Origin of the sequence: Dyadobacter koreensis, from assembly GCF_900108855.1 — a bacterium.
Classification (GTDB): domain Bacteria; phylum Bacteroidota; class Bacteroidia; order Cytophagales; family Spirosomataceae; genus Dyadobacter; species Dyadobacter koreensis.
Genome location: NZ_FNXY01000005.1, coordinates 467,585 through 487,366 on the forward strand (window position 1 = coordinate 467,585; position 19,782 = coordinate 487,366).

Genomic DNA, 19,782 nt, shown 5'->3' on the forward strand with positions numbered 1-19,782 from the left:
TGAATGTTAGTACGAAATCGTTTGTCCGTCCGAAACCTCCTGATATCCGGTCGTGATAATTTCGTCTCCTGCCTGTAAGCCTTCCGTTATTTCGATTTTTCCGTTGTAAATCAAACCTGTTTTCACAATTTTCGATTTAGCGATTTTCTTTCCACCTTCATTAACTGCAACATAAACAACCTGTCCTTTTTCAGTTCCCTGAATAATGTTCTGGTCAACGATCAGCGCATTTTTCTTGGTCGCGTCATTGATCTGGACTTTCGCGGTCATGTTTGGTTTCAATGCAGGACTGGAAGGAAGATCGGCCTCTATTGTAAAGGTGCGGCTCAGCGGATCAACTGTTGTTCCGACGAAAGAGACTTTTGCTTTATAATCCTTATTCAAATCAGGAAAACTGATCAAAATCTCGTCGCCGCGTTTTACGCTTGCGGCATAGGTATCTGAAACTTTGGCCGTAACTTTCAGATTTCCCAGGTTAACAACCCGGAAAAGACCAACGCCAGGAGCTGCCGTTTCACCCACTTTTACATTCACCTGATCCACTATACCCGAAATAGGAGCAGAAACTCTGGATTGCGAGAGCTGCGTATTTAATGTAGAAAGTTTCCTTTCCAAACCTTGTTTGTTATTTTCAGCTTGTAAAAACTGTACTTCTGTACCAATTTTCTGATCCCAAAGATTTTTCTGTTTGGTGTAAATCGTGTTTGCCAAATTAAGCTGCGTTTTTACCTCCTCAATACTTTCACGCAAAATACTGTCATCCACTTTCGCCATCGCAGTTCCAGCCTTTACCTGGTCGCCTTCACGCACATAAACGGCCGTGATCACCCCGCCGGATTTTGGCGTAACCATTACACTGTTTTTTGCATCAATTGAGCCTTGCAATTCAACGTAATGACTTAATGTACCGACTTCAAGCGGTTTTACGGTAACTACTTTTATATTGGTTTCAGCTCTTTTCGTCGTGTCAAGTTTTGCTATTTCTGATTCAAGTGCTTTTATTTTTTTGTCTGTTTCGCTTTGTTCTGTTTTAAGCTTGGTCAGCTCTTCCTTTTTTCCAGCCAATCCGTCCTTTTTCTCTCCTGAGCAAGAAGCCAGCAAAGCAGCAGCGATTGTGATTGATAAAATATGTGTTTTCATGATATAGGTAAGTGTCTGTTTCAAATTTATTGTAGTGTATTTTAATAGTTAGTCACAAAGCATGACCAACTGCAGTGTTCCGGCGCACCGGCATTATTCATTATATAATTCCCCTTTTGCTTTGCTGAGATCAACTTTTGCAATAAGAACATCGTAGAGTGCCGAGAAATAATTTGTTTGCGCTTCTTTAAAAGATGACTCCGCGTTGATTACTTCGATATTGGATCCAACGCCCTCTTTGTATTTGATTTTGGAAACGCGCACGATTTCCTGAGCCAGATCAACATTTCTGCGTTGTGTTTCCAAAGTCGCAAAAGCATTTTTGATATTGATGGCTGCCTGTCTGGATTCCAGATCGATTGATTGTTCAAGAAGAGTCTGACTTAATTTCACTTTGTCAAGTGCAACTTTCTTTTGCTGAACCTGGTATTTCTTCGTGAAACCGTCAAAAATTGGAATATTTACGTTCAGTGCCAATACAGAATTGTTGAACCATTGTGTCCCGAATAAGTCAGGAAGTGTATTTCTACCGTTATTATGTCCATATCCGAAAGAGGCGGAAACAGTGGGCAAATAACCACTGCGAATATTTTTCAGATCGAGTCCTGCCAGTTTCAATTGGGTATCGAGCAAAGAATATTCAATCCGGTGATTGTAATTAACCGCAGTTTCTGAAAATTCAGACTTCATCGTTTCGGCGCTCAGGTCTTCCACTTTATCTTCCAAAACAATCGTTTCGGAAAGCGGCATACCCATCTGATATTTTAAAAGTGTATAACTTAGTTCAATCAGGTTCTGAACTTTCTGACGTTCAGTAACTAAATTATTGATCTGAACTTCTAAACGGTTGACATCTAAAAGTTCTACAAAACCGCTTTTGTTCATAATCTCAGTTTCGCGTTTCAATGAGTCAACCCGGCCGATATTAAAATCCAGAACTTTTGCGCGCTCAACTGCAACTTGTGCTGAATAATATGCTTTGGTAACCGCTTCAGCAACTGTCACTTTTGATTGCGTTACGTTTTTGCTCGCAAGTTCCCGATAGGTCGTTGCTGCACGCAAACCAATAAAATAGGAACCGCTGAATATTAGCTGGTTTAAAGTTGCGGCTGCACTTCCTGAATATTTTACCCCGAACTGAACGGCCACGGGTGCTGCATCCGGTGATGCATTCGGGTCGGCAAAGTTGGCGGGAAGAAATACGCGCTGAATGATTACGTTGTCGCTTAAATTCAGGTTGGCGGCCACCTGGGGCAGACCGGCAGCTCTGATCTCACCAATTCTTGCCTCGGCAGAGACGGCGTCGAGTTGTGAAGTTTTGATGTTAATGTTATGTTTTATCGCATAATCGACAGCTTCCTTTAACGTAAAACTGCCCTCCTGCGCTTTAACAGAAATTATGCTTAAAAACATCGCGAGCGCTACTAGTCCGCTGCGAATGGATTGGTCATTTTTCATGGGTGTTTGCTTGTGTTGCTGATTCTTCTGAATATTTAGTATAGTATTCGAACCCTGGTTCGGTCAATATGCCACGTAAAAAATGGTGTACGAATTCCATCTGAACGTTCATCATATTGAAACGGTCCGCGGGAAAAATGGTTGGGTCGAAAGCCATTTCCACCTGTTCAATCCTGAGAAGAGAGAGCATATCGATATCGATACTTTTTCGATACAGCCCCATACGGATCCCTTCATTCAGATTTTCGCGGATACTCTTTAAAACATACTGATGCTTATACTTATGAAAAAGGTCCCACGCCATCGGGTGGTATTTTTTTAAGTCGTTAAAAAGCACCGGATTCATGTGAGCCAAAGAAATTCGCATATAATCGGCAGCCTGGATCATTTGCTCGATCGGATTCAGTCTGTCTTCATCCATCTTCTCCATCTGGCATTTCTGAACTTCCAGCTCTTGCTGAACGGCCAGAATAACAATAGCATCCTTGTCAGGATAGTGCTGATAAATGGTTCGTTTGGATATGCCAAGCTCTTTCGCGATGTCATCCATCGTAACACTTTTGATGCCATAGCGCCAAAAGAGGTTAAATGCTTCTTTTATAATTCTTTCTTTCACAGGGTAAAGTTGAAATTTTCCAATGATAAAAACTATGAAAACTTTAATAATGTTTAAAGTTTTCCCGGCTTTTTCTGAATTGTTCTCTCAACCGTTGAGATTTGATAATTTAATGATTTCTTAATTTGTTGATCCTTACTTTGTTTGGCGAGGTTTTTATATTTGATTCTCTGCTTTTTTAACAAAAAATTTTGAGCTGACTTTGATGTTACAGGACGGTTTTAGAAATGAAAAATAGTACTTTATTGACATTTTGTTAATTGTAAGTAAGTCGTAAGTCTACCTTTATGTCACTGTTAAATACAATAAATGTCGTTTTTGGAAATTTAAAGTAAGTTCTTGAAAATAAATTAACCTATCGAAAAAGTACCAAATAGAGGTTTTGAGGTATGAACTTTAAAATATTGATGATAAAGTGATCTGCCGGAATGTTTTAAACTTAAATGATGTTTGGAAATAATACATATTCTGACCAAATTTCGGGTCTTTTCTTTAACCCGATTTTAGCCGCTGAATAATTAAATAATAGGAGACGGAAAGAGGCAGAAAGAAGTAGAGATAAAATTCAATTATTTATTCAAATTCACTAATAGCTACCGCGAAAAAAAATAAATGAAAAGCTACATTGACCTGATTCAGCAAACGTTCGAGTTCCCTACGATGGAGTTTAACGTTGACAAAAATGAGTTGCTGTTCAACAATGTACCACTGATGGACATCATCAAGGAACATGGTACGCCTTTGAAACTTAATTATCTGCCCAAAATCGGTGAACATATTGGTAATGCTAATATGTTTTTCAAAAATGCATTTAAAAGGCATAATTATAAGGGAACTTATACTTACTGCTATTGTACCAAATCTTCGCATTTTAGTTTTGTGCTGGAAGAGGCGCTTAAGCATAATATACATCTTGAAACATCTTCGTCTTTCGATATCCCGATTATCCGGGAATTGTATCGCCGTGGAAAAATCAGTAAGTCTACTTTTATTCTTGCAAACGGATATAAACGTCCGCTTTACACACAATATCTTAGCGAGCTGATCAACGAGGGTTTCAACGTTATTCCGATCCTGGATAACCTTAAAGAGATCGAGTTTTACGAGCAGCAGGCTACGGCAGATACAGTGAATTTCGGTATGCGTATCGCAACCGATGAAGAGCCGAACTTTGCTTTTTATACCTCGCGTCTGGGGATTCGTTACAATGATGTGCAGCAACTATATAAGGATAAAATCGAGTCAAATCCTCGTTTTAAACTAAAAATGCTCCACTTCTTTATCAATACCGGAATTAAGGACAGCGCTTATTATTGGAGTGAATTGACACGGTTCATGTTCAAATACTGCGAAATGCAGAAAATTTGTCCTGAACTTGATTCGATCGATATCGGTGGTGGTTTGCCAATCCAGACTTCATTGCAGTCGGGCTACGATTACCAGCAGATGATTGATGAAATTATTGAAAATATTCAGTGGATCTGTAATAAAAACAACGTTCCAGTTCCTCATATTTTCACTGAATTCGGAAGTTACACGGTTGGAGAAAGTGGTGCGGTGATTTACGAAATCATTGATAAAAAACTGCAAAATGATAAGGAGCTTTGGTATATGATCAACGGATCATTTATCACACAGCTTCCTGATTCGTGGGGTATGAACCAGAAATACATCATGCTTCCGATCAATAACTGGGATAGTCCTTATCAAAAAGTGAACCTTGGCGGTCTGACGTGCGATTCGCAGGATTTCTATAACAGTGAGATGCACAGCGCCGATTTATATATGCCAATTTTTGAGGAAGAGGCTGAAAAACAATACATTGGATTCTTCCATACCGGTGCATACCAGGAATCTTTGGGAGGTTACGGAGGAATTCAGCATTGCCTGATTCCGGCTCCGAAACACGTACTGATTGACCGTGATGAAGAAGGCAAAATTGTAACAAGAGTTTTTGCAGAGGAGCAGGACAGCGATTCGATGCTGCGAATTCTTGGCTTCAAAGATGAGTCATTCGTAGCGCCGATCAATAAGGATGAAGATTCTGTTGAAGCGGAAGAAGAATTAGTGGAAACAAAAAATTGATACATTATATAACGTTCTTGGAATGAATTCGTTAATCTTACGAATTCATTCCAAAAATGGAAGTCTAAAAACTAACGTTCTTATACTACTCTAAAAATTTTTTATGAAAAAGGTATTCTTTCTTCTGGCTGTTTGCGGAACAATTGGCTTTGCATCTTCCTGCACAAAGCACCAGTGTCCGGCTTATGGTTCCAATGTGAAGGTTGAGAAACAAGCGGTTAAGGTACGCGCTTAACCTGGCAGGTTTAAAATAATTTTGGCCGCTTCGAATAAGCTGACGGCTGTAAAATCTCCTGCTGAAACTTCGCTTTCCGGAATAATATGAATCGTTTTGAGGCCCACTTTATGTCCGGCCTGCATATCCCGTGCGCGATCACCGATCATCCAGGATCGGGTAGTATCAATGTTATATTTTGAAATCGCTTTTTCAAGCATCAAAGAATCCGGCTTTCGTGCAAGCGACTTTCCCGTAAATTCAGGATGCGAGGGTGCGAAATAAAGATCATCCAGAATACCTCCCGATACTTCCTGCATCTTTTCATGGATGGCATAGACAGCTTCTGCACCATACATTCCTTTTGCAATTCCGGCCTGATTGGTAATAACGATCAATAGAAAACCTGCTTCTTTCAACAATTTCAAAGCTTCCGGCATTCCCTCAGGAATAACGAGGTCATCCAGTTTATGTAAATAATCGCTAAGGTCCTCATTTAGAACACCATCACGATCCAAGAAAACGCACTTTGTTGTTTGGTGCATGGAGATTTTTTTAGGTTACACAGAGAATCACAGAGTTAAACAGAGAGCCACAGAATTGAAATTTGAGAAAACACCTCTTTGTATCTCTTTTTAACCGGGCGGCATCCGCTCTGTGTGCCTCTGTGTCCCTATTAAAGAGCTGAATATTCTTTTACCGCTTCGATGAAACATTTTACTTTATCTGGCTGCATATCCGGGTAGACACCGTGGCCCAAGTTGGCTATATAGCGTTGGGTACCGAATTGGTTTACCATTTTCTTTACCTCCGCTCTGATCTGATCGAAAGAAGAATAAAGCACGCAAGGGTCAAGATTTCCCTGTAATGTTTTATCAGGGATCAACTTACGCGATTCGGTAATGTCCATGTTCCAGTCTAATCCTACAACTGCACAATTCAGTTTTCCAATTTCTTCTCTTGCAAAAAAAGCACCTTTTGCAAAAACCGTTACCGGAACTTCCGTGATTGCGTCACAGATCTGTTTGATATAAGGTAACGAGAATATTTTGTATTGTTCAGGAGACAGAATTCCTGCCCATGAATCGAAAATCTGGACAAGATCGGCACCGGCCACAACCTGTGCTTTCAAATAGGCAATGGTACTGTCCGTGATTTTTTGTAATAGTAAATGAGAGAATTCGGGATCAGCATAAAGATGTTTTTTCGCCACCGAAAAGGTTTTCGAGCCTTTTCCTTCTGTCATATAACAGAAAATGGTAAACGGAGCTCCGGCGAAACCGATCAGGGGAACACGTCCTGCCAATCCGCTTTTGGTAAGACGAATGGCTTCCAAAACATAGCCAAGATCATTTTCAGGATCTGCGACCCGAAGTTTGTCAAGGTCAGCGATCGTATTGACCGTGGCAGGGAAAACCGGACCTTTTTGCTCAGCCATTTCGTAGGGTAAACCCATTCCTTCGGGTACTACCAGAATGTCTGAAAATATAATCGCGGCATCCACGCCTAATAAATCAACAGGTTGTATTGTTACTTCCGCCGCCAGTTCAGGCGTTGTAGCAAGCTGAATAAAACTTCCGGCTTTCTCACGAACCGCACGGTACTCAGCCAAAATTCTTCCGGCCTGACGCATCATCCAAACAGGCGTACGCTCAACTTTCTCACCACGCGCAGCCCGAAGCAAAAGATCATTTTTCAATTCCATGCCGCAAAGGTAGGAATAAGTATTTAAAGTGAATGCTGAAAGGAGGAAGTAAGAGAAAGAAGTTTCGCTAATTCATTAATTGTAATTTTGATTGGAATGTGTTCGTTAAAACTGGCGTTGTGGAATGGTTTTTAAGGTGTTAATAAAAATAAATAAACCCGGCATATGAAATTCGTTAGCGTTGTATCATTACTGATCTTAATTGTTTCTTCTTATTCCTGCACGAAGGAGAAAAAAGAAATGTCTTCAGATGAGATTACACAAATCGGCATGTCTCCATGCAGATCTTCTGCTCCCTTCGTAAAACAACTAGGTTTTGATCCGACACGATCGGATTTGTCGACATCCGAACCTGGTATGGTCGGAGTTGTGCTGGTTGAACATCCGAGAAAGGCGGCGGACTCGCTTAGCAAAAGGACTTATCAGGATGTGTCCTGGACACGTAATGGTTGGATGGGAAACACAACAGTTGATATCGATGGCAACATTTACACTGCGCCATTCCCGAAGGGGCGAGAGACGGGAACCCCTTTGAAGGAGATGGACAAGGTTTTTAAGATAGATGCAGAAACGGGGGTGATGGAGGTCTTGACTAAATTATCTCAACCGGATAGCTCAGCGGAAGTCGTCCCATTTGCCGTTTTGGGCTTGTATTTTGACTGTCATGGAAAGAAACTATACGTTAGTAGCATTGCGGAAAGTACCAAGACGAAAGAGAATGGTATCATTTATGTTATTGATCCTTCCAACGGAAAAGTTGAGGACCAATTAAAAGGCCACGATGCAGGAGCTGTATTTGTCGGGGGAATTACGGGAGAAAAAAGATTGTATTTCGGAGGCTTGCGTACTTCTGATATTTATTCCATTCAACTTACCGATGACGGGAAATTCGAGGGGGAAGCTCGTTCAGAGGGAACACTTCTGCATACCGGAAATTCCAGCAGCGATCGCGCCAGAAATATTCGTTTTGATGAAAACGGGAATTTGCTGGTGTCTGCCTCTGCATTTGATTTTACATTGGCAGACGCAACTGTTAAAAAAGAAACATCCTATCAGTTTTCTTATGACAAAGGAAAAAAGAAGTGGACGATGGTCGACGGCGGTTAATTTTTAACACTGAAGCAGATACCTGAAAATTATTCGACGGCTGCTCCAAGCGGAATAGCCGTCTTTTTTTGTAGCAGTCCGAGCAAAAGATCAAAATATTTTGAGAATCAGTGCCATTTTTTTCTGAGATACGATGATATTTGTGGTTACCTATCTATTAATGGATGTATTATAATGCTGGAAGAATTAAGGAGAATTGCTTTTAGGTTTCAGATTGACCCTCAACAAACTGCCGGACATACGGCAAGACTATCTTCTGTTATCACCGTCTTGAATAATATCAATACCTCTTTTTTAAATTTTATCGAAATAGAATTTTTAAAGAATGACAAGTTCAGGGCAGCTTATGAAAAATCACCCAAAGTGCTCGAAGGGTTGAAAAAAGAACTGGAATTACTGGTTGTAGATCTTAAATTCAGCAGTTTTGAAGCAGCAGTTGCTTCCAACATCGTGGAACCACCAAGTCTTTTCACTACCGATATTGATGATTGGAAACGAAATGCGTTTTCGGATTACAAGAAAAATATTCTGTTCGGAAATTTTGAAGAGCCGCAGTATATGACCCGTATTATCGAGAAATATACGCCGGATGAAAGAAGCAGAATCTACAAGCCTCTGTTCACCGCATCGGCTTCGGACAGGCCATTCAAGCTTTTCTTGATAGATCCAAAAGGTAAAAAACTAAATCTGAGACAACCCGATAAAAGCTTTACGGACCGTTATTTCCCAAAAAAGGAAAAGATTAAAAAGGAAAAAACGGTTTATCGTTTTGCTAAAATATATGCAAAAATAGGCGGGAAAGATGCTTCTGCCGATTTGAGCAAAAAAGATATCAAAAAAGTACTTTTGATTGAGGAAATGGAGCACGGGACCTATCCGTTCAATCCCGATATTATTAAGTACGACGAGAAATTATACGTCCTGCACGAAAAGCTGGATTGTGAAGTGAATTTCGAAAACCAGGCTTATGTAATATCTTTTCAGCCACTGAATCTTTGCGTATGGGGAACAACCAGGGAAGAAGCGGAAGCTGCTTTCAGTTTTAGTTTTCATGCTTTGTATCAAAACTTTGCTTTGGAATCCGACAGTGCGCTTGCAGAAAACGCGATCGTGCTGAAAAATAAATTGTTGACTATTGTTAAGGCGATTAAATGAAAGCGAGAAAAAGTAAGGATATACAGAAAGCTTTGCAAAAACAGGGTTTTGAATCTTTCACAGAGAAGGACCATCATCAGCTGCATTACCTGGTTGTGGATGGAAAAAAGCAAGCAATTTTTACTTATGTTGGAAAAGCCCCGCTAAGTCCGGAATTGATGGATACGCTGTCAGGACAACTGCAATTATCGGAAGAAAAAATGGCTGAGAGCTTTTTCTCCGGCAGATTGAATCCTGAAAAATATGTCGGGATGTTGAGAGAAAAAGAGATAATTGGGTGAAGTAAATAGTATCGATTACGGTACACTGCACCTTACACTTGATCTGGATTAGCGGTTTTCTACAAATATTCTGGTGCTCTGCACCAAAATTGAGTTAACATATTTACTGACACAGCGAATCACATTATTTGTAGAAAATCAGAAGGTTAACTCTCGATATAGGTGCCGATCAAGCAATATTTGTAGAAAATCAGAAGGTTAACTCCTAATACAGGTGCAGAGCACCGAAATATTTGTAGAAAATCGAAAAGTTTGAATTTTAATAAAGGTGCAGCGCACCGCAATAGGTGTGGCTGATAACCAGTCAAAACAAAAAAGAGAACGCCAGCCGACGTTCTCTTTTTTGTTGCATTTTCATTTCTAAGTTAAAAATGAAAGTTAAGTCCAACTAAAAAGTTACGACCAGCTTGTGGGAAATAGAAATTTTCCTGTGTCAAAGTTTCACCGGCGATATAACCGTACGTATATCCATTCGATTCGTAGCGTTCGCTGAAAACATTATTCAGTAAGAAATTAAATGTAATTTCTTTTGCCCAGCTCGGTTTGATCGTCCAGGTCATACGGATATCATTTGTAAAGTAAGCATCTAGTTTCCTGGTTTCATTAGAGGTATTGTCCAGATATTGCTTTCCTACATATTTGGTCAGCAATGCGAATTCCAGATTTTTTTGCGGACTGTATGTAAATTGACTCCCAGCGATCACATTTGGAGAAAACGAAATGTCCGATTTTCCGTGATTAATAAGGTCATAATCACCTGTGTCATAATTGACGATATATTCCGTAAAATCGGCGATTTTATTCTGGCTGAATGTTGCATTTGCATTCCATTTCAAACGGGAGTTAAAGGCGATTGCACCTTCCAGTTCAATTCCGGTACGATAACTTTTCGGCACATTTACACGAATGGAATTACCAACATCGTTGATCTGCCCGGTCAGTACCAGTTGATTTTTATAATGCATCAGATAATAATTCGCTGAAATCCCCCAGATTCCTTTTTGCATACGAAAACCTGCTTCAACGTTATTCAATCGCTCGCTTTTTGGGAAAAGGCGTGTTGTTGAAGCTGTGAAATCATCACGGTTTGGCTCTTTATTACCCATACTATATGACGCGTAAACAGAACTTTGCGGAGCGATTTGGTACGTAATTCCGGCTTTTGGATTGACGAATGAATAGGACTGGTCAAAATTAAACGTGATCAGATCATTGTCCATCCCGTCAATTTTGTGACTCACCCTACGGTATTGAAGATCTCCGAATGCATTCAGTTTTTCAGTGAACTGGTAGTAAAGTTTTCCATAAATATTAAAATCCTGCTTAATTCCTTTATTGAAATAATAACGCTGCTCATTTTCAGTATTTCCGGCATTTCTTGCCCAGATAATTTCTCCGTAATGATCGCCGTCGTAATAATTATATCCGCCACCCACGCTGGCTGTCAATTTTTTGAAGCTGTTGTAATCCAGAGAAAATGTAGATCCGTAGAAATAATTATCCAGCCATCTGCGACGGATAAGGTCGGTGCTTGAAATCGTATCATTTCCGGAAATAATGTTAGGCAGATTGTAACTGCTGAAATCGTCATTCTTACGATATTGCTCATAATATCCCAGACCACGAACGAGAAAACCATTCAGGTTTAAAGTCAGATTATTATTCAAAGTATGAGAAGTAACAACCTGGTAATGATCCTGGCGATAGTTATCAACTTCATTTTTGTACGTATATGAATTGTAAGTGCGATTGTCTGCGTTGATCAGATTGTCGGCATCTTTTTCATCCAGTCCGTTTCTGTCAATATAGGCTAAAATCCCTTCCCGGTCTCCACGAAGTTTCGCTTCTGGAACGCCGTTCCAGGACTGGTAAGTTTTTTCTTTTCCTGAAAACACATTGACCCTCACAAAACTTTTTCCTCCAAAATAAGCACCGGATAAATAATAGGAATGAAGTTCCGAAGACGCGCGGTCAACATAACCATCGGACGAAACGCGCGACAAACGCGCATCAAACGTAAATTTATCTTTCACCAAACCACTTCCAATCTTAATCGTATTTTTAAATGTGTTGAAAGAACCATATGAATTGTTGCGCTCTGCATAAGCCTCTTTGCGGAATTGGTTGGTACTGATATTCACAGTCGCGCCGAACGCTCCGGCGCCGTTTGTGGAAGTCCCAACGCCACGCTGAATCTGAATACTGCTTACCGAGGAAGCGATATCTGGCATATTAACCCAAAAAACACCCTGACTTTCTGCATCGTTATAAGGAATTCCGTTGACTGTCACGTTGATCCGGGTTGCGTCCGTGCCGCGAATCCGGATTCCGGTATAACCCACGCCGCCGCCTGCGTCACTCGTGCTGACGAGCGAAGGCGTAAAATTTAAAAGTACCGGAAGATCTTGTCCAAGATTTTGTTTATTGAGTGCTTCGGCGTTTACATTGGTATAGGCCATCCCCGTTTTGTCGGTCACACGCGTTGCGTTTACGATCACTTCATCGGCCTGGAAAGTGCTTTTTTGAAGTTTAATGTCAAGCGGTTTTTCAGAACTTGTATTGGCAGCATCCAGTTTCACCGACTGATATCCGATGTATGATATTTCCAGTGCGGCAATATTATCAGAGATATTCCGGAGCGTAAATCTTCCGTTGGCGTCCGTCGTAGTTCCTCTGATCTCACCAGCTTTGACGGTTGCGCCGGGAAGTGGTTTTCCATCTTCCTGATCGGTAATCTGACCGGTTAATGTTTTTTGAGCAAAAACAGATGTGCTCAGTAATGTGCTGATAACGAGTGTTAAAAGACAGGTCGTAACTTTTCGCATTGCGATCATTAATTGTTACGAACAGGCAAGGGGCCGCCTATCCTTTTGGTTCAATAAAAAATGGTTATTCGATTCAGCTTATCAGGTAAGTTTGAAAATACGTAATGACACAATTTTCGCTAGTCCTGAGTTTAGCTTTCTCTTCCTACGCCGGCATTATCCGGATCAGGTAATATGGGTATGATCTCAGCCCGTTAGGTAGGGCACCCCTTTGAGATTATGCTGCAAAGATATGGATATTGGCGTGGGGAAGCAAGAGAAATCGCATTGCGCCCAGATTGCTTTTGCTAATGAGCCTATGCGGGTTTCTTATTTTCACTACTTCATACTTAGTGTATTTTCTGCTATGGAATTTCGTAACATTAACCCTGACGAGACACTCGCTAAAACCAGTTTTGTCTCGTCATCCAAATGTTTTTTAAGCCAGACTTTCCCCTGGCTGATCGTCGAAACAGCACCGATGACTTTTCCGTTTTGTTGGAATTCATAACCATATACCTGGTTTTGTGTGATAAAATCAGACGCGCCTTCAATCGAGCGAATACCAGTTATGTCAATTTTGATTGCTCCTTTTCTTACAAAACCAATGGTTGAATTTTGTTTTAAACTACGGCTCGCTCCGTCAATGTCATGAACAATAAAATCCCATTCTTCCGAATTATCCAGCCTTATAGCGCCGGCAAAATAATTTTTATACCTTAAAGAGACCGCGAAGTATTCTTTAACAGGCTCGTATTCCGTTTCTTTAAATTTACTTACCATAGCAACGTCTGCTGATTTTCCATCTGCTGATGACAAGCTGAAACTTACCTTTTCTTTGGCTCCCTGGAATTTCACAAAAAATGGGATTGAATAACCGGATGTCCAACCGCGTTTGACTTTGTTAGTTTTAAAATCGCCAAAGGATATGACTTGCCCGATTTGCCAACCTTGCAGTCCTTTTACAGAATAGGCATCAGTATCGTTTCTGAGATTTTCGTTGACAGCAAGTTCGGCAGTTCTGCAAGAAAAAATTGAAACTGAAATACAGGTATAAAGGAGGAATGCTTTTCCCTTGTATAAATAAAAATTGAAAGTATTTCTCATGGCCATTATTAGTTAATAATAGCTTTGAAACAAATAATTAAGCGAAAGTTGGAATGAGACGCTTACTTGTGAGTGAACGGCTTATTTATCAACCAGACTCAACCAAGATTTTAAAACACTCTGCAAAGCCTTCTCTTTCGATTTGACATCTTCCAAATCTTTAAAAACAACCGTTCTTCTACCATCTTCATAGTTGCCTTCCAGTAACCCAGACGTGTCATTCACCTTTGCGCCACTTGGCAAAACCAGCATAATTCGCCCCTTATGAAGATTCATCACCACGATATCGCGTTTATATTCTTTGGGATCAGACGGTTTCATCTCTCCGGAATAGTAGAAGCTTGGATTATTCCATTTGATCTGCTCGGCGATTTCTTTGTCTGTATTTAAAATAATTTGTCTGATCGCTTCCACAGTGTCGCCTAATGCCGTATCAAGTTTTTTTATATGATTGCTTACCTGCTCAGAATCTGAAAGTTTCGTGGTCTTTGCCGGTGCTTTCTTTTTCGTAACTCCTTTTTCAAGATTTTTTTCAATCCTGTATTTCGTGATTTTTGTTATCAGATCAAGCGGAAGTGGTTTGTCTAACGGAAATTGAACGGCGCCTTTTGTACCTTTATATCCTGCCAGTTCTTCTTTAAACTCTTCCAGTCCCTGGGGGGCAGGATAAAATCCGATGTGATTTTTATAGGCGGCATAGTGAACAAGATTGCCATTCAGCGTCAGGGTTGGGATACCATAACCAATTTTTTCTTCCGCATCCGGCGCGGCCGCACGGATCGTTTTGCGCATTTGTTTCAATAACTTTTGAGTTTCTGGTGGGAAACTGGCTATATATTGATCGACCTCCGGACTATTTTTAGACATGGCAGTTCTGGCTTTAAAATGCACTTCTTTTTATGACAAGCAAGATTGCGATTTCATCAATTTATTCAAAATAAAACCGATGTTTTTGATTATCAGTATCTAAGCGATCATTTATTGCAATTTGTTCAAAACTTTAACTGGCTGCCTTTCCGCTATTTTCTTATTTTTTTCTTTCAAATAAATGTAGGTTTTGTGTCCTGTAAGTGACTGATCAAGCTTTTCAAACAAACCTTTATCCTGAAGGGCATACCAGTTTATTTTTAGTAGGTAAAGACTGACATAGGAAGCGGGATTTTCCAGTATAAATGCGCCGGTTTTTTTGACTAAATCTTCTTTTTCAAGCGCCTGCTTCTCAATCCAAAAATTCAGACTATCCGCATTTCTGTCTTTTCTAGCCTGTTTTTCACCCAATGCATAACTTCTGATGCGATCATCTGATGGCTTCTGTATATTTCTCTCAAACGCCTGCCACTCCAATGTACTTCGTGAATTTGTTACAGTGGACTTTGTAACGTCATTGGTATCAAGCCGGATTTGTGTTCCCTGTTCCAGAAAGAAAAACAGCGATCCTTTAATTTGAGAAACATGGAGCTGATATAAATCAGGAACAAGATCATTATCAATATCCAGGTTGAAGATATCAGAATTGAGTTTGATCGAATGTACAATAGCTGCAAATCCTTTTTCCCGTGTTAAAAGAACGGCTTTGCGGCCTTTTAATTCTTTCGGACTAAAGATCTGGAACTTCACTTTTTGAGAAAAAGAATAGTTTGCTGAAATCAGAAACAAAAGGAGCAGGATTGAAAATTTATTCATTTCGCATGGATTACAGCATGAATATTTTCTAAAAGTGACTGCTCCCCGGTGGTATCCTGCAACAGTTGCCAGATCATAATTCCTCCTGATTTTTCCAGCGCAAGTGAAGTTTTTTTTCTAATCGTTGGAATGCCATTATAATAAAGATTTCCGCCATTCACACTGAATTCATCAGCGGTGGATTTATCCGGATATTGGAGAATCAGGTTCTTCCAGGAAATACTTTCCGGCGCACTCCCACCAAATCCATAGCCATAAAACGGAACACCCAGACTTAATTTTTCTTTAGCAATACCGCGTGTTTTTGTCCAATAATCCAGGTCCTCAACGGCCATTTCATAGGGTGCATGCGGACCGGGTCTTGAAGGATTCCAAGGTCCGGTTTTGTCATATGACATGATATTTACGAAGTCAAACTGCGCGAGAGCTTTATCTGTAAACTGATCTTTGTATACAGTAGCGATGGCGGCAGTGATCATTTTATTTTTAGCTCGTAATTGTTCTGCCAGGTCGATCACAAAATTTTCATAATTGCCGTCTATTAGGGCGCCTTCCAGGTCAACATCAATACCGTCCAGATTGTTTTCAACAGCCAGGTTTGCGAGATCATTTATCAGTTTCGTCTTTTTTTCTCCAATTAAAAAAGACGGATAATATTTGGGTGCGCCGCCGCCGCCGATCGATGCCATGATTTTAACCTTTTTTGCATGAGCGATGGCCGCTACTTCTTTAAGATTTTCTGTTCCTTTCAAATTTCCCAGAGAATCGGGATTGATGAAAGCGATATAAAGGTGGGTGATTTTGTTGTAATCGATTGTTTTGGCTGATGCCAGTAAATTTTCCTTACCAGGCAGATAACCAATAACCCGAAAATTTGATCTGGTGTTATCAACGGTGATTGTTTTTTTGCTGCAACCAAAATTAAAAAACAGCAAACTGAAAAAAATGAAAGTAAGTGTAGATTTTAATTTGATTTTTATATTCACAAGATTGATTCTTAGAGTTTTAAAGTCAGTTAATGTAGCAAGTTACAATTCCTTTACATAAAGCCAATACATCTTTCCAAGTCGTATTTCAAGTTCTTTTATTTGTTTAAAACCCATCGCCTCATAAATATGCCGCGCCGCGCTCATAAATTCGGACGTATGCAAAGCAATGAATTTTTCACCCGTTTGTCTTGCATGATCAACGCAGAGCTGCATCAGTTTTTTGCCAATCCCTTTTCCTGCGTATTCTGTATGCACACCAACCATTCGGACATACGACCAGTCTTCCTTAAAAATATCGGTCGGGTTGCCATTTGGAATTAAAAACGCCATGCCGACGATTTTTTCATGTTCTTCACAAACAAAACATAACGATTTAGAAAGCAGATCCGGATATGTTTTTTCACTTAGTAAAATAGAATTCAGTTTTTCCCAGTTTTCTTCGGTCAGTACAGTTTCGAACTGACCATAAGCATTTAAACCAAGCTGTTGTAATTGTGGAATATCGTTGTCTGTCGCAGTTCTGAAATTCATCGGTTTGACTGGGAGAGTTCTGATTAGGGATAATACCAGATTTTTCTAAATATATGGGTTTTGCAAATGTGAAGCCAGGGAATTTATCTTTTGGAAATACAAAAAAAATTCTTCAAAAGCTTCGTATTAAGAACTGGATTTAAAAATTAAACTTTTCTGCAAACAATTATCCACACGCAGGATTTCCGTATTTTTACCTTATCTAAATCGAATGAATCCGCTTAAACGTAAATACAATGGCAAACTATACGGAAATGACGATGCTTGAAGCAACGCAGCATGCAATGGAATTGGAGGGGAAATATGGCGCGCATAATTATAAACCTATGCCCGTTGTACTTGCGAAAGGTTCAGGCGTATATGTATGGGATGTTGAAGGAAAACAATATCTGGATTTTTTATCTGCTTATAGTGCTGTAAGTCAAGGACATTGTCATCCCCGAATCATTGATGCAATGATTGAACAGGCGCAAAAACTTACCCTGACTTCACGTGCTTTTTACAGCGATAAATTGGGAGAATGTGAAAAGTTCCTATGCGAATATTTCGGTTATGATAAAGTATTAATGATGAACTCAGGCGTTGAAGGCGGCGAGACGGCTTTGAAGCTGACACGAAAATGGGCATATAAGGTAAAAGGTATCGCACCGAATAAAGCAAAAACGGTTTATGCTTCAGGTAATTTCTGGGGACGTACTTTGGCGGCAATTTCTTCATCAACAGATCCATCCAGCACGGATGATTACGGTCCGTTTTTGCCAGGTTTTGAAATTATTCCTTACGATGATCTGGAAGCTTTGGAAAACATCTTCAAAAGCGATCCGAATATTGCAGGCTTCATGGTAGAGCCGATTCAGGGAGAGGCCGGTGTGGTCGTTCCGAGAGAAGGATATTTAAAAGGTGTACGGGATTTGTGTACAAAATATAATGTATTGTTCATCGCAGACGAAGTGCAGACCGGAATCGGTCGGACTGGAAAAAGGCTTGCTTGTGACTGGGAAAATGTAAAACCTGACATTCTGGTGCTCGGAAAAGCACTATCAGGGGGAACAATGCCGGTTTCAGCCGCTTTTGCTGATGACGAGATTATGCTGACGATTGCGCCTGGTGAACACGGCTCAACGTATGGTGGAAATCCTTTGGCTTGTGCAGTGACTATGGCGGCTTTGCAAGTTGTAAATGATGAAAACCTTGCTGATAATGCGGAAGTTATGGGTAAGCTTTTCCGAAAAAGAATCTCTGATTTACAGCAGAAATGCGACCTTATATCGTTAGTAAGAGGCAAAGGGCTTTTGAATGCAATTGTAATAAATGATACGGAAGAAAGTGCTACGGCGATGAACCTGTGTTATAAAATGATGGATAAAGGATTGTTATGTAAACCGACACACGGGAATAAAATTCGTTTTGCGCCTCCGTTGGTGATTACGGAAGATCAGATGAATGCTGCCTGTGATATTATTGAAGAAGTATTTTTGACAACAAACTAAGTCGACGTTATGAGAAAGGTGTTACTGCTTGTGCTGGTTTTTACAGGTGTTTTGAGTTCTTGCCGTGATAAAAATGTTGATCCGGCAACAGACCTGGAAACCAGTAACTGGATTGTCGATCAGATGAAAACCTGGTACTACTGGAATGACAAGATCCCGGCAAACCCTGATTTAACCCTGGCACCAGAAGCACTTTTTAATTCGTTGTTATACAAATTTGATGCAACTGCACGCCCTGACGGGGACCGTTTTTCATGGATCGAAAGCGATGCTGACGCATTAAAAGCGGAGTTGAGCGGTTCGACAAAAACTACGGGTCTGCAATTGAGATTGTTTTATTACCCGACCGGCGGTACAAATATCGTAGGTCTGGTTGGGTATGCTTTGCCGGGCTCGCCAGCTGCTCTTGCTGGGTTTAAAAGAGGCGATATCATCACACGGATAGACGATAAGCAGTTGACCGCCTCGAATTATTATGATTTGATCTATTCAGATGTTGCCAGAAAATACACCTTGGGAGCACTTAATGAGCAGGATGCGATTGTAGAAACGACGACAACTAGAAATGTTACGCCGGTTAGTTTCCAGGAAGATCCCGTGTTTTTTGATACCACGCTTCAGTATGGAAGTAATACAATTGGTTATCTGGTTTACCATCAATTTATTGCCAGCAAAAGCGGCAGCGATAAAAAGGAATATGATCAGAAAATCGACAATGTTTTCGCATCTTTCAAATCAAAAAATGTAAATTCTCTGGTGCTGGATCTGCGTTACAACCCGGGCGGTTATGTAAGCTCCGCGACTAATCTGGCAAGTTTGATTGGAAAAGGAATTACGTCGAATGATATTTTCTATTACAAAGAATACAATTCGACACTTACACCAATTCTTGAAAAACGGTATGGTAAAGAGTATTTCACGGATAAATTTTCTGCAAAAAGTCAGAACATTGGTTCTGGCCTGCAGCATTTAATCATCCTTACTTCAAACAGAACTGCTTCTGCCAGCGAATTGCTGATCAATGGATTGAAGCCTTTCATGAAAGTTACTGTTATCGGCGATCAGACGGTTGGGAAAAATGTCGGTTCGGTGACGCTGAGTGATGATAGTAAAAAAGTGAAGTGGGGCCTTCAGCCAATCGTGACCAAGTCTTTTAACAGCCTGAAACAATCGGATTACAGCAAAGGTTTTACGCCTGATATACCAGTAAAAGAAGGGTTAAGGCTATTCCCGTACGGAAACCCAAAGGACCCTCTGCTTGCTGCCGCAATTCTGGAAATCACAGGATCAGCCACAGTTCGTCAAAAAGCTGACCAGCTTCGTACAGCTGGGTATGCCGACGATTTTAGCACTACTTTCGAAAGAAAGGCGGGAGGAAGTAATATGTTTTTTGATAAATAAATATTCTTATTTGTTT

Annotated in this window: 18 protein-coding genes and 1 riboswitch; of the genes, 7 read left to right on the forward strand and 11 right to left on the reverse strand. The window is 40.4% G+C overall.

Going from position 1 to position 19,782, the window contains the following annotated elements; genetic code table 11:
• Positions 1–6: 6 nt before the first annotated feature.
• The 3 genes from BMY70_RS17615 to BMY70_RS17625 form a co-directional block, all read right to left on the reverse strand.
• Positions 7–1,140, reverse strand: coding sequence for an efflux RND transporter periplasmic adaptor subunit (locus BMY70_RS17615; RefSeq protein ID WP_090337451.1), 1,134 nt, complete (start codon positions 1,138–1,140; stop codon positions 7–9).
• 93 nt (positions 1,141–1,233) lie between these two features.
• Positions 1,234–2,598 (reverse strand): TolC family protein, encoded by a 1,365-nt coding sequence (locus BMY70_RS17620; RefSeq protein ID WP_090337453.1) that lies wholly within the window; start codon positions 2,596–2,598, stop codon positions 1,234–1,236.
• Positions 2,588–3,214 (reverse strand): TetR/AcrR family transcriptional regulator, encoded by a 627-nt coding sequence (locus tag BMY70_RS17625; protein ID WP_229209662.1) that lies wholly within the window; start codon positions 3,212–3,214, stop codon positions 2,588–2,590. The genes BMY70_RS17620 and BMY70_RS17625 overlap by 11 nt, the downstream gene beginning before the upstream one ends.
• Positions 3,215–3,826: 612 nt before the next feature.
• Between BMY70_RS17625 and BMY70_RS17630 the strand changes: the two genes are divergently transcribed.
• Together BMY70_RS17630 and BMY70_RS31480 are read left to right on the forward strand one after the other, a co-directional pair.
• Positions 3,827–5,299, forward strand: coding sequence for a type III PLP-dependent enzyme domain-containing protein (locus BMY70_RS17630; RefSeq protein WP_090337457.1), 1,473 nt, complete (start codon positions 3,827–3,829; stop codon positions 5,297–5,299).
• 103 nt (positions 5,300–5,402) lie between these two features.
• Positions 5,403–5,534, forward strand: coding sequence for a hypothetical protein (locus BMY70_RS31480; RefSeq protein ID WP_262485750.1), 132 nt, complete (start codon positions 5,403–5,405; stop codon positions 5,532–5,534).
• On the opposite strand, the gene BMY70_RS17635 is transcribed toward BMY70_RS31480, so the two are convergent.
• On the reverse strand, positions 5,531–6,058 hold the full coding sequence (locus BMY70_RS17635; protein ID WP_090337459.1) for a D-glycero-alpha-D-manno-heptose-1,7-bisphosphate 7-phosphatase: 528 nt from the start codon (positions 6,056–6,058) through the stop codon (positions 5,531–5,533). The genes BMY70_RS31480 and BMY70_RS17635 overlap by 4 nt on opposite strands.
• Before the next feature lie 131 nt (positions 6,059–6,189).
• Positions 6,190–7,218 (reverse strand): uroporphyrinogen decarboxylase, encoded by a 1,029-nt coding sequence (gene hemE, locus BMY70_RS17640; protein WP_090337461.1) that lies wholly within the window; start codon positions 7,216–7,218, stop codon positions 6,190–6,192.
• Between the two features lie 165 nt (positions 7,219–7,383).
• On the opposite strand from hemE, the gene BMY70_RS17645 reads away from it, so the two are divergent.
• The 3 genes from BMY70_RS17645 (at position 7,384) to BMY70_RS17655 (ending at position 9,761) form a co-directional block, all read left to right on the forward strand.
• Entirely contained in the window at positions 7,384–8,325 is a 942-nt protein-coding gene (locus BMY70_RS17645; RefSeq protein ID WP_090337462.1) for an SMP-30/gluconolactonase/LRE family protein, read from the forward strand.
• A 174-nt stretch (positions 8,326–8,499) separates the two neighbouring features.
• Positions 8,500–9,480 carry a hypothetical protein gene (locus BMY70_RS17650; RefSeq protein ID WP_090337464.1) on the forward strand — a complete coding sequence of 327 codons (981 nt, stop codon included), beginning with the start codon at positions 8,500–8,502 and terminating at the stop codon, positions 9,478–9,480.
• Positions 9,477–9,761, forward strand: a complete 285-nt coding sequence (locus tag BMY70_RS17655; RefSeq protein ID WP_090337466.1) for a hypothetical protein — start codon at positions 9,477–9,479, stop codon at positions 9,759–9,761. Before BMY70_RS17650 ends, BMY70_RS17655 begins: the two co-directional genes overlap by 4 nt.
• A 365-nt stretch (positions 9,762–10,126) precedes the next feature.
• Here the strand turns inward: BMY70_RS17655 and BMY70_RS17660 are convergent, their stop codons facing one another.
• The 6 genes from BMY70_RS17660 to BMY70_RS17685 all read right to left on the reverse strand — a co-directional run bounded on the left by BMY70_RS17660 (position 10,127) and on the right by BMY70_RS17685 (position 16,875).
• Positions 10,127–12,586 carry a TonB-dependent receptor gene (locus tag BMY70_RS17660; protein ID WP_090337835.1) on the reverse strand — a complete coding sequence of 820 codons (2,460 nt, stop codon included), beginning with the start codon at positions 12,584–12,586 and terminating at the stop codon, positions 10,127–10,129.
• Positions 12,587–12,711: 125 nt separating this feature from the next.
• A riboswitch (TPP riboswitch) is annotated at positions 12,712–12,807 on the reverse strand.
• A 97-nt stretch (positions 12,808–12,904) separates the two neighbouring features.
• Complete coding sequence (locus BMY70_RS17665) at positions 12,905–13,672, reverse strand: hypothetical protein (RefSeq protein ID WP_143072116.1); 768 nt, start codon at positions 13,670–13,672, stop codon at positions 12,905–12,907.
• Between the two features lie 81 nt (positions 13,673–13,753).
• Positions 13,754–14,539: a DUF1801 domain-containing protein gene (locus tag BMY70_RS31560; RefSeq protein WP_090337469.1), complete on the reverse strand. Its 786-nt coding sequence runs from the start codon at positions 14,537–14,539 to the stop codon at positions 13,754–13,756.
• A gap of 111 nt (positions 14,540–14,650) precedes the next feature.
• A complete protein-coding gene (locus BMY70_RS17675) occupies positions 14,651–15,355 on the reverse strand; it encodes a hypothetical protein (protein ID WP_090337471.1) in 705 nt (234 codons plus the stop codon).
• Positions 15,352–16,341 (reverse strand): glycosyl hydrolase family 18 protein, encoded by a 990-nt coding sequence (locus tag BMY70_RS17680; protein WP_177197058.1) that lies wholly within the window; start codon positions 16,339–16,341, stop codon positions 15,352–15,354. Before BMY70_RS17680 ends, BMY70_RS17675 begins: the two co-directional genes overlap by 4 nt.
• Positions 16,342–16,383: 42 nt before the next feature.
• Positions 16,384–16,875 carry a GNAT family N-acetyltransferase gene (locus BMY70_RS17685; RefSeq protein ID WP_090337475.1) on the reverse strand — a complete coding sequence of 164 codons (492 nt, stop codon included), beginning with the start codon at positions 16,873–16,875 and terminating at the stop codon, positions 16,384–16,386.
• Between the two features lie 236 nt (positions 16,876–17,111).
• Between BMY70_RS17685 and rocD the strand changes: the two genes are divergently transcribed.
• A complete protein-coding gene (gene rocD, locus BMY70_RS17690; RefSeq protein ID WP_090337477.1) occupies positions 17,112–18,365 on the forward strand; it encodes an ornithine--oxo-acid transaminase in 1,254 nt (417 codons plus the stop codon).
• Between the two features lie 9 nt (positions 18,366–18,374).
• Positions 18,375–19,766 carry a S41 family peptidase gene (locus BMY70_RS17695; RefSeq protein ID WP_090337479.1) on the forward strand — a complete coding sequence of 464 codons (1,392 nt, stop codon included), beginning with the start codon at positions 18,375–18,377 and terminating at the stop codon, positions 19,764–19,766.
• Positions 19,767–19,782 lie beyond the last annotated feature (16 nt).